The sequence below is a fragment of the Rhizobium sp. SEMIA 4085 genome (assembly GCF_013004495.1).
Lineage (GTDB): Bacteria > Pseudomonadota > Alphaproteobacteria > Rhizobiales > Rhizobiaceae > Rhizobium > Rhizobium gallicum.
Map to the genome: position 1 here is coordinate 1 of NZ_JABEPH010000276.1, position 8,286 is coordinate 8,286.

General features: G+C 59.5%; 9 protein-coding genes and 1 tRNA gene. 5 read left to right on the plus strand and 5 right to left on the minus strand.

Features of this window, described 5'->3' with window-relative positions:
* From C9413_RS23045 to C9413_RS23065, 5 genes are all read right to left on the minus strand, one after another.
* Positions 1-260 (minus strand): hypothetical protein (locus tag C9413_RS23045; protein ID WP_170250952.1); only part of this gene is annotated, 260 nt, incomplete at its 3' end.
* 70 nt (positions 261-330) lie between these two features.
* The gene (locus C9413_RS23050; protein ID WP_039844907.1) at positions 331-546 is read right to left on the minus strand and encodes a hypothetical protein; all 216 of its coding nucleotides are present in this window, start codon (positions 544-546) and stop codon (positions 331-333) included.
* A complete protein-coding gene (locus C9413_RS23055) occupies positions 530-1,135 on the minus strand; it encodes a hypothetical protein (RefSeq protein ID WP_039844908.1) in 606 nt (201 codons plus the stop codon). The genes C9413_RS23050 and C9413_RS23055 overlap by 17 nt, the downstream gene beginning before the upstream one ends.
* On the minus strand, positions 1,074-1,895 hold the full coding sequence (locus C9413_RS23060) for a helix-turn-helix domain-containing protein (RefSeq protein ID WP_052451520.1): 822 nt from the start codon (positions 1,893-1,895) through the stop codon (positions 1,074-1,076). Before C9413_RS23060 ends, C9413_RS23055 begins: the two co-directional genes overlap by 62 nt.
* Positions 1,896-2,090: 195 nt before the next feature.
* Positions 2,091-2,285 carry a hypothetical protein gene (locus C9413_RS23065; protein WP_039844909.1) on the minus strand — a complete coding sequence of 65 codons (195 nt, stop codon included), beginning with the start codon at positions 2,283-2,285 and terminating at the stop codon, positions 2,091-2,093.
* 114 nt (positions 2,286-2,399) lie between these two features.
* Here C9413_RS23065 and C9413_RS23070 point away from each other — a divergent pair, with 114 nt between their 5' ends.
* From C9413_RS23070 to C9413_RS23090, 5 genes are all read left to right on the plus strand, one after another.
* Positions 2,400-2,888: an Arc family DNA-binding protein gene (locus C9413_RS23070; protein ID WP_039844910.1), complete on the plus strand. Its 489-nt coding sequence runs from the start codon at positions 2,400-2,402 to the stop codon at positions 2,886-2,888.
* Positions 2,885-4,039 carry a tyrosine-type recombinase/integrase gene (locus C9413_RS23075; protein WP_039844911.1) on the plus strand — a complete coding sequence of 385 codons (1,155 nt, stop codon included), beginning with the start codon at positions 2,885-2,887 and terminating at the stop codon, positions 4,037-4,039. Before C9413_RS23070 ends, C9413_RS23075 begins: the two co-directional genes overlap by 4 nt.
* A 77-nt stretch (positions 4,040-4,116) precedes the next feature.
* Positions 4,117-4,206 (plus strand) — tRNA-Ser (locus C9413_RS23080).
* A gap of 633 nt (positions 4,207-4,839) precedes the next feature.
* The gene (locus C9413_RS23085) at positions 4,840-7,701 is read left to right on the plus strand and encodes a winged helix-turn-helix domain-containing protein (protein ID WP_039844912.1); all 2,862 of its coding nucleotides are present in this window, start codon (positions 4,840-4,842) and stop codon (positions 7,699-7,701) included.
* 140 nt (positions 7,702-7,841) lie between these two features.
* The coding region (locus C9413_RS23090) for an alcohol dehydrogenase catalytic domain-containing protein (RefSeq protein WP_246703833.1) at positions 7,842-8,286 on the plus strand (445 nt) is incomplete at its 3' end.

Consider the following 8,286-nt stretch of genomic DNA (forward strand, 5'->3'; position numbering starts at 1 on the left):
AAGCAGAATGCGGCAGACGATGTGTTCCGGTGTCTCGTGGGCGCGGAGTAGTGGATAAGAGACACCATGTCGGGCATGTCGGGCGTGTTGCCGGTCGTCATGGCGCTGACGGCCTTCCGAACGCGGCTGCTGCCTAACTGTTCGGCGAGATCGTAAGTGTCGCCACGGCCGAGAGCGGCGAGGCCCTTGATGCGGGCGATCTGGGCAATGCCCGCAGATTCGATTGGCGAGGACGTTGGAACGGCTACGGCGGTGCGCATCGGCAAAGCTCCTGTTGACCACCGCGAGTGTGGCAGATTTCGCGAACCGATGACGTGACGAGTCGCGCGCCTACGTTAGGTGGATGTCCATGGCGACGAGCGACGAGACCAACTGTTCAAGGGCGAGTCGGACCTGCTCGGGGTCGTCCGCCGCGCTGAGGCTCAGGTGACCGGATCCAACAAGCATGTCGACGACGGCGGCCTCATCGGCCTCGATGCGGAAGACGGCGCGCCCGGACGCTCGCCGCCGCCTCCACCGCCGGGATCGTTCACGGCTTGGGCTCATGGGGCCGCCTCCGTTCCGAGGCCGAAGAAAGGTTCTTTGTGACGGCCTCTTTCGCCTTCAGCGCCCGTCGCAAGGCATCGGTGATTTCAATCTGCTCTTCCGAATAATCCGGGATCTGCCTCGGCGGCTTCGGCGGCGCTTTCGCTCTTGTCGACTCCGGATGGTTCACCTCCCGCCACGCGCGATATTGGCGATGAAGTTCACGGATACGCGCCCGAGCCGCCTCATCCAGCCGTGGCGATCCCTCTATTTCGCGCGGCCATGCGTAGCGTTTTGCCTCCGCTCGCGCCCGTCGCTCGCGCTCTAAGAACGGCTCCATCACGTGGTCAATCTGGCCGCGCAATTCCGACGGCGACGGCATGAAGCCGTGGCCCAGGGCATTTTGATTGATCCGGCGTTCCGCCTCGAACAGCGCATATTGGCTAACTTTTTCCATCGCCTGCATATAGGCGGGCTTCACGAGCCGGAAATCGCTCGGCGCGCGGCACGGGTAAGTCGCGAGCAGCCGGGTGAGCACAGTTAATTTTTCACTGTCGGACGCCGGGCGGTAGATATCCGGCTGGATCGTCGGCAGGTTCGACGCCGTCATCGGAAAGTCCTCCTTGATGTTCTCTCACGAACGCTTGGCGGGCATCTTCGTAAGCTTGGTCGGCAATGTGGGGTGGGCGGCCTTGCTGGCGATCCGGCCCGTTGGGGCGGCTCGCGAAATCCGGCACGCGGCGAATCCAGTTGCGCCACGCGGCATTCCAGTCGCGCATTGGCTTTCCGTTGCCGCGGTAGTGGTCGAGAAAGAGGGCAGCCTGTCGCTGGGCCTCAGCCTGTTCCATGCCAGCGGCATGAGCGACTCGCAAATCCGGTTTGAAATCCTCAGGAAGGGGGTGGGCTCGCGGAGCGCGTTTCGTGCTCTCTCGATTCAACGTGTTCCTTCCAACGTGTTCATCTATAGAGGCGCCGGAAGCTGTCTTCCGGAAGTCCTGCGCCAAATTTCCTGTGGTCGTATCGTTCACCGGATTTGTGGTGCCGGTGGTCGCATCGATTACCGGAACTCTAGTGCCGGTGGTCGCGTCCCGAAAACGATAAAAATTCGATTTGCCCCGGCCCTTTGGGAGCGCCCGTTCTTCGATTTCGAGCCAATCGCAAGCGCGGAGATTGGCGAGCGCGTTCCGGACCGTGCGATCCGTCACATCAACATCGGCGGCGATTGTTTCTTGCCTCGGAAAGCAATTGCCGCTTTCCGCGTCCATGTAGGAAAACAGGCGATAAGCCACCCGGAAATCGGTCGCCGTCAGGCGGTGGTCAGCCGACATGCGGTCGAGCAAGTCCAGCTTCCAAGCGGCGAAGGCTTTCATGGCGACCCCCCGCCGCTGCGGGCGATCAGCGTCGCAAACGCCTCGTGGGCTGTGTGGTTTGCTTCAGCGGTCATTGTAAGCGGTTTCCCTCTGGAAGCCGCCGCGAGCTTGCACGTGAGACTAGATGGGACTATTTTTTTGGCACTTCCGATGCCTGCAAGTCCTGTCCGAGCCGCCGCGTTCTTCGCGGCGGTTTCATTTTTTTGGAAGCAGCAGCGTCGAGCGTAGCCATTCGGTCGGGACACGCTTCAGGCGACCGAACTGCAGGACCAAAATTTCGCCTCTTCCCGCCGCCTGGTAACTCGCGTTGCGCGACAACCCAAGTGCCTTGCCGGCGTTGGGAATTGAGGTAGTCGGGTGCCTCAGGATTTCTTCAAGCCACTCAGCCATTCCTGTCCTCCTATGCGTTACCTGTTACGCATAAAGCAAACTAGATGAGACGTGCCTTGACGTCAAGGGATCTGCGTAATATGTTACGCACCAGACAGAATGGGATGTGAAGGGATGACAAAGAAGCCAACCGAAGCGGTAAAGCGCCATCCGCTCAATGTGCGCACGACGAAGGAAATGCGGGAGCGGATCGAGGCGGCAGCCGCCGCAAGCGGGCGATCGATGGTGCAGGAAGTAGAGTTCCGTCTAGAGCGCTCGTTTGACCTGGAAAAGGTAATCGAGGACGCCATGGGCGGCCCGCAGATGCGCCAGAAGGTCACTCTGATGATCGCGGCCTTTGGTCACAACGGCGGCATGATGGCGCACGCGCTCGGCCATCCCGAATGGACTGCCACCGAGTGGATGCGGGAACCGCAATGCTATCGCGCGGCTGTCTTCGGCGTCTTTGAAGCGCTCCTCGTCGCGCAGCCAAAAGCGGGATGGGAAAAGGATGAGGTGTATCTCGCAATCGAATCCCTGAAAGGCCGCGTGGCCAGCCATCTTGCGAACGCTGGCCTACTCAAGTTTGAAAACGAGGACGAAGAGAAGGAACCGACCACATGAAAGGTCATATCCGCGAAAGGTCGCCTGGAAAGTGGGCCATCGTAATCGATCTCCCTGATCCTGAGACAGGGAAGCGGCGGCGAAAATGGCACAGCGTTCACGGGACGAAGCGCCAAGCCGAGACCGAATGCGCACGCCTGATAGCCGAACTGGACGGCGGAAACTATATCGAACCCGCCAAGACAACTGTGCGAGAGTATTTTGTCGAATGGCTTAAGCTTGAGAAAGCGAACGTTTCGCCTAAGACACATCAGCGCTACGAAGAACTGCTTTTGAAGAACGTGGCGCCCGTCCTCGGCTCGATCACGCTGAACAAGCTCACCGCGGCGAAGATTGATGCCGCCTGGGGCCAATTGCTTGAGAGCGGCAGACGTGACGGAAAGGGAGGCTTGTCACCTCGCACCGTCCATCACTGCCGGCGGGTAATGCTCACGGCGATGGACCAAGCGATGAAGTGGGATCTGCTGAAGAAGAACCCTGTCGCATTGACGAGGCCGCCGAAGGTCGAACGCCAGAAGATGGAGGCCTACACAGCGCCGCAGACGGCCGTCATGCTCGATGACCTGCGCAAAAGCCGAGTATTTGTGCCGGCGCTCCTGGCGGCGCTCTGTGGGCTCAGGAGAGGTGAAATCCTTGCGCTGCGCTGGCGAGATGTCGATTTGGCGAATGCCGTCCTTGCGGTCAGGGAGAGCGCTGAGCAGGTTGGAACGGAAGTCAGGTACAAAGAGACCAAATCAGGCAAGGCGCGCACTGTTGCGCTGTCGTCGACCGTTTTGGAGGAATTGAAGCGTCACCGGCTCGCCCAGGCGGAAGAGCAGCTAAAGCTCGGTATGCGACCGAGGGATGATTCGTTCGTGGTGGCACAGGTCGACGGCAAGCCCCTGAAGCCCGTTTCGCTGACCCACGAATGGACGAGGCTGCTTGCGAAAACCTCCCTGCCCCGCATTCGCTTTCATGATCTCCGGCACTCGCATGCGACGCAGCTTCTTGCGGCCGGCGTTCATCCGAAGATCGCCAGTGAAAGGCTGGGCCATTCGACGGTTGGCATCACCCTTGATCTTTATTCGCATGTCATGCCGGGAATGCAGGCAAATGCTGCAGAGCAAGTTGACGCCGCAATCAAAGCTGCTAAAAAGCCAGCCGTCGAGTGATTGGGTAGCAAACCGGTAGCAACGGCCGGTTTCGGGAATTCAACAGAATGTAGAATTCTAAACCTTTTCAAATAGATGGAAGAGTGTCCGAGTGGTTTAAGGAACCGGTCTTGAAAACCGGCGTGCGGGAAACCGTACCGTGGGTTCGAATCCCACCTCTTCCGCCATATCTCCAGTAACTCATTGGTTTTTCAGGTTAATTGGACTAAATTATTATTGTTATAGCAGATTTTATAATTCATCCCGAAAGTTCGAAATATGCGGCCCCGCGTTGATAGAGCGAACCGTCGGTATTCCAGCCACGTCGAAAGAGATCAATCTGCTTTCACAAATCTATGCGTTCAAGTTCATGTTTGTAGCAGGCCTGGATGTCGCTTTAATGGGGTATCCCTATGGATATAGCACCATGGGCGATGAAACTCCGCCCGGTCTTTCTTAAACGCTCGATTGCTTCAAATCGAAGTCCGAAAACTACGCTCTTGGATCGGGGGTTCGGGGTGCGTCCCTATGCGGTCGACCAGGAAAGGGCCGAATGCCTGTGGCGCGCGAGCGCGACGCTGACTGGTTTAGACATCGCAAGAATTTGAGACACGATGCTTGCCCCTTTGACATGTTCGAGCCAAAGAACGTAAGATTGCTGCAAAAATATATGGACGCCTTCCTGCGTCAGGATCATCAATTACTTCAGGGATCGAGTAATTATTCGGTCGTCAGCAAGTTGACACTGGAAAACTCGCCCTTGCTTCGCAGCATTACCTCATATTCTGGACCGACAATTCTCCGTTATCAGGGAAGGATAGATGCAAGGGCAAGCTTCAGCACAGGCAACGGCTGCGGCCGATGTAGTGACCACGTTCGGTGCATTCTTCCTCTACCCAGGGCGACATCTTCTGCTCAAAGGCGATGAGCCTGTCACAATCGGCTCCCGAGCGCTCGACCTCCTCATCGCGTTGACGGAGCGAGCGGGCGAACTTGTGACGAAGGATGAATTGATCGCGCGGGCCTGGCCAAACGCCATAGTCGAGGAGTCGAACCTCCGAGCGCAAATCGCCTTGCTTCGAAGGGTGCTCGGCGACGACCAGGCCGCTGCGCGCTTCATCGCCGCCGTCCCATCGAGAGGCTATCGGTTCATCGCTCCACTCTCTCATTCCCAAGTCGAGAAAAGGGCCGACGCGACAGCCGCGCCGAACAATCTCCCAAGGCAGCTTACACGCCCGATCGGACGTGACGAAGCCATCAAGGTCGTGGAAGGCCGATTTCAACGATTTCGTCTGGTCACCATCGTTGGACCGGGCGGCATCGGAAAGACGACCGTTGCCATCAGTGTGGCAGAACAAATGTTGTCATCGTACGAGCATGGCCTATGCTTTTTGGACCTAGCGCCGCTTACGAATTCTCAGCTCCTGCCTTCAATCCTGGCTTCGGAGCTTCGGCTTCCGGAGACATCGGGTGATCCGACCGCGAGCCTTATCCCATACCTCCGTGAAAAGCGTCTTCTGCTCGTGCTTGACAGCTGCGAACTCGTCCTTGACGCAACGGCCCGCCTCGCGGAGACCCTGCTCCGGGAAGCGCCCCAGATCAATATACTCGCCACCAGCCGCGAAGCGCTGCGGGTGGAAGGCGAAAGCGTGTATAGGCTCCCGCCTCTCGAAATGCCGCCGCTGGCAGCGGGTCTGACGGCCGCAGACGCATTGGAGTTTCCCGCGATCCGCTTGTTCGTCGAACGGGCGACCTCGTCCGGGAGCGAATACAGGTTTGACGACGACGAAGCGCCCCTCGTCACGCACATATGCCGACAGCTCGATGGGATCGCCCTCGCGATCGAGCTCGCCGCCGGACGGGTAGAAGCATTCGGCACGCGTGGGATCGCGGAACTTCTGAATGATCATCTGCGGTTGCTGACTGGCGGACGCCGCACAGCTCTTCCTCGCCACCAAACGTTGGCTGCGATGATCGACTGGAGCTACGAAGCACTTCCGGAAGGGGAGCAGACGGTTTTGCGTCGACTCGCCATATTCGCGGGTGACTTTGGGCGGGAAGCGGCAGATGCCCTTGCAGAGGACATCGAGTGCGATGTTTCCACCCAGCTGGCACACCTGGTCGCCAAATCCCTCGTGGCGGCCGACGCTCGCGGCAAGGTCGCACGATACCGCGTACTCGATACGACTCGGTCGTACGTCTTGCACAAATTACGGCAGAAAGGTGAGTTCGATGGCGTTATGCGACGCCTTGCGAACTATCTGTGCGATGCTCTCAAGCGTTCGCATGAGGAAGTCGAAGCCCTCTCGAGCGACGAATGGTTGTTAAGGTATGGCCCTCACATCAACAACGTTCGCTTCGTTCTGGAATGGGCCTACGCAGATGGTGACGACGTTGAGATCGGGTCAGCAGTAACGGTTGCCGCCATCCCCGTCTGGTATCAGCTCTCTCTGGTCGACGAGTGTCTAACGAGCGTCCGACGCGCGCTGCTCGGCATCGCCCCGGGAGAGCGAAGAGACGAGCAGGCTCGTCAAATCATGCAGCTCTACAGAGCGCTCGGGCTCTCGCAGGCTTTCAAGGTCGGCTTCGCGCCACAGGCTCCGGCCGCGTTCGCCAAGGCGTTGGAGATATCGGAACAACTGGGCGACGTAGACGCCCAGGCGGAGGCTCTTTGGGGCTTGTGGTTCGCACAGGTGGGCATGGGTGAATATAGAGCATCGCTTGGAAATGCAGAACGGTTCTTGGCACTCGCTCAAACCGGCCTTGATCGATTCATCGGCGACCGCATGCTCAGCATGACGCTTTTCTGCATGGGGGATTTCCGAAGTGCCCGTCGTCACGCCGATCTTATGCTGGCCCATGATGTCTCAGCTGAAACCGCCTCCGCGACTTCGGTGCGCTTCAGGTTCGGTCAATCGGTGTCGGCGCGAATCCAACCCGCCCAGCTCCTGTGGTTGCAAGGCTTCCCGAACCAGGCAATCTGGGCGGTCGAGGCCGCCGTCGAGGCCGCGCGTGTCTCCGGCCACGCGATCTCATTGTGTGAAGCGTTGGCGCGGTGGTCATGTCCGGTTCTTGTCCATATCGGCGAACTGGCGGCAGCGGATTCGGCGATCACCGAGCTTCTCGACTTGGCGAAAGTAAACGCCCTCGGCCCATGGGAGGTTTTTGGTCGCTGCTGGAAGGCGGCGCTGCTGATCCAGCGAGGCCTTTCCGAGAGCGGCGTTCCTCTTCTCCGCAATGGGTTGGCGGAACTGCGCCAGGTCAAGCTCTTCACTCTCTACAATGTAAGATTTCTCGGTTTCCTTGCCGACGGCTTGTCTTCTCTTGGACAACACGCTGAGGCGCTGGCGCTGGTGGAGGAGGCGATCAGGGCAAGCGTAGAGAAGGAGGAACTCTGGTGCATCGCGGAACTCTACCGTTTGAATGGAGAGATTCTGCGGCGCGGTGGCGGCGGCATGGAGAGGGCCGAGCAATGCTTTCTCCAATCCATCGACCTGGCGCGCCGGCAGGACGCGTTGTCATGGGAGCTCAGGGCGATCATAAGTCTAGTGCATCTGACGCGTGATCGGGGCGACCCAGCCCACGCGCGTCTGCTACTGGCCGCAGTCTATGACCGGTTCACCGAAGGTTTCGACACGGCCGACATGAGGGCAGCCGAGGCCTTGTTGGCCGGGACCTCCTGACCTTCGCCTGCCGCCCCTGCGCGGTCAATCAGGTCGTCCATCACAAGATTTCACGACGATTCACTGGCTTGTGGCCACCCCGTTCTGCCATCCTTTGCCTGTCGCCGGATAATCGTTGACGCCGCAAAAAGGGTAGGCAGATGGAGACCACCGCAACCGAAATGGACGCGCTCGTCCTGACCGAAACAAACTCGGACTTTGTCCGCACGAGCATGGTCCGTCCGACACCTGCGGCGGGCGAGGTTCTTGTCCGCGTCAAGGCGAGCAGCGTCAATCCTCTCGATCTCAAGATCAAAAGTGGCCAAGCACCACATGCCCGGCACCCCCTGCCGGCTATTTTAGGGATCGACGTGGCGGGAGTCGGCGAGGCCGGCGGACCCGGCCGGAAGGCCTTCTGGGCGCCGGACGCGGGGTTCGGCATTGCGGGGGGGGGTGGGGGCCTGCCGGGTGTACTTGCGACCTTCGTCGCCGGTGGAGCGGGTTTGTGGGCTCTCAAGGCCACCAACCTGCCTCACCCGGATGCTGCCGGTTTTTCGTCGTCCTTCCTCACCCCTCCGGTGTGGCTAGAGGGTAACCGCCCTCATG

Coding starts and splice junctions, on each gene's coding strand:
- C9413_RS23065 (WP_039844909.1), bottom strand. CDS start 2,285: ATGGCTGAGTGGCTTGAAGAAATCCTGAGGCACCCGACTACCTCAATT.
- C9413_RS23070 (WP_039844910.1), top strand. CDS start 2,400: ATGACAAAGAAGCCAACCGAAGCGGTAAAGCGCCATCCGCTCAATGTG.
- C9413_RS23055 (WP_039844908.1), bottom strand. CDS start 1,135: ATGACGGCGTCGAACCTGCCGACGATCCAGCCGGATATCTACCGCCCG.
- C9413_RS23075 (WP_039844911.1), top strand. CDS start 2,885: ATGAAAGGTCATATCCGCGAAAGGTCGCCTGGAAAGTGGGCCATCGTA.
- C9413_RS23085 (WP_039844912.1), top strand. CDS start 4,840: ATGCAAGGGCAAGCTTCAGCACAGGCAACGGCTGCGGCCGATGTAGTG.
- C9413_RS23060 (WP_052451520.1), bottom strand. CDS start 1,895: ATGAAAGCCTTCGCCGCTTGGAAGCTGGACTTGCTCGACCGCATGTCG.
- C9413_RS23050 (WP_039844907.1), bottom strand. CDS start 546: ATGAGCCCAAGCCGTGAACGATCCCGGCGGTGGAGGCGGCGGCGAGCG.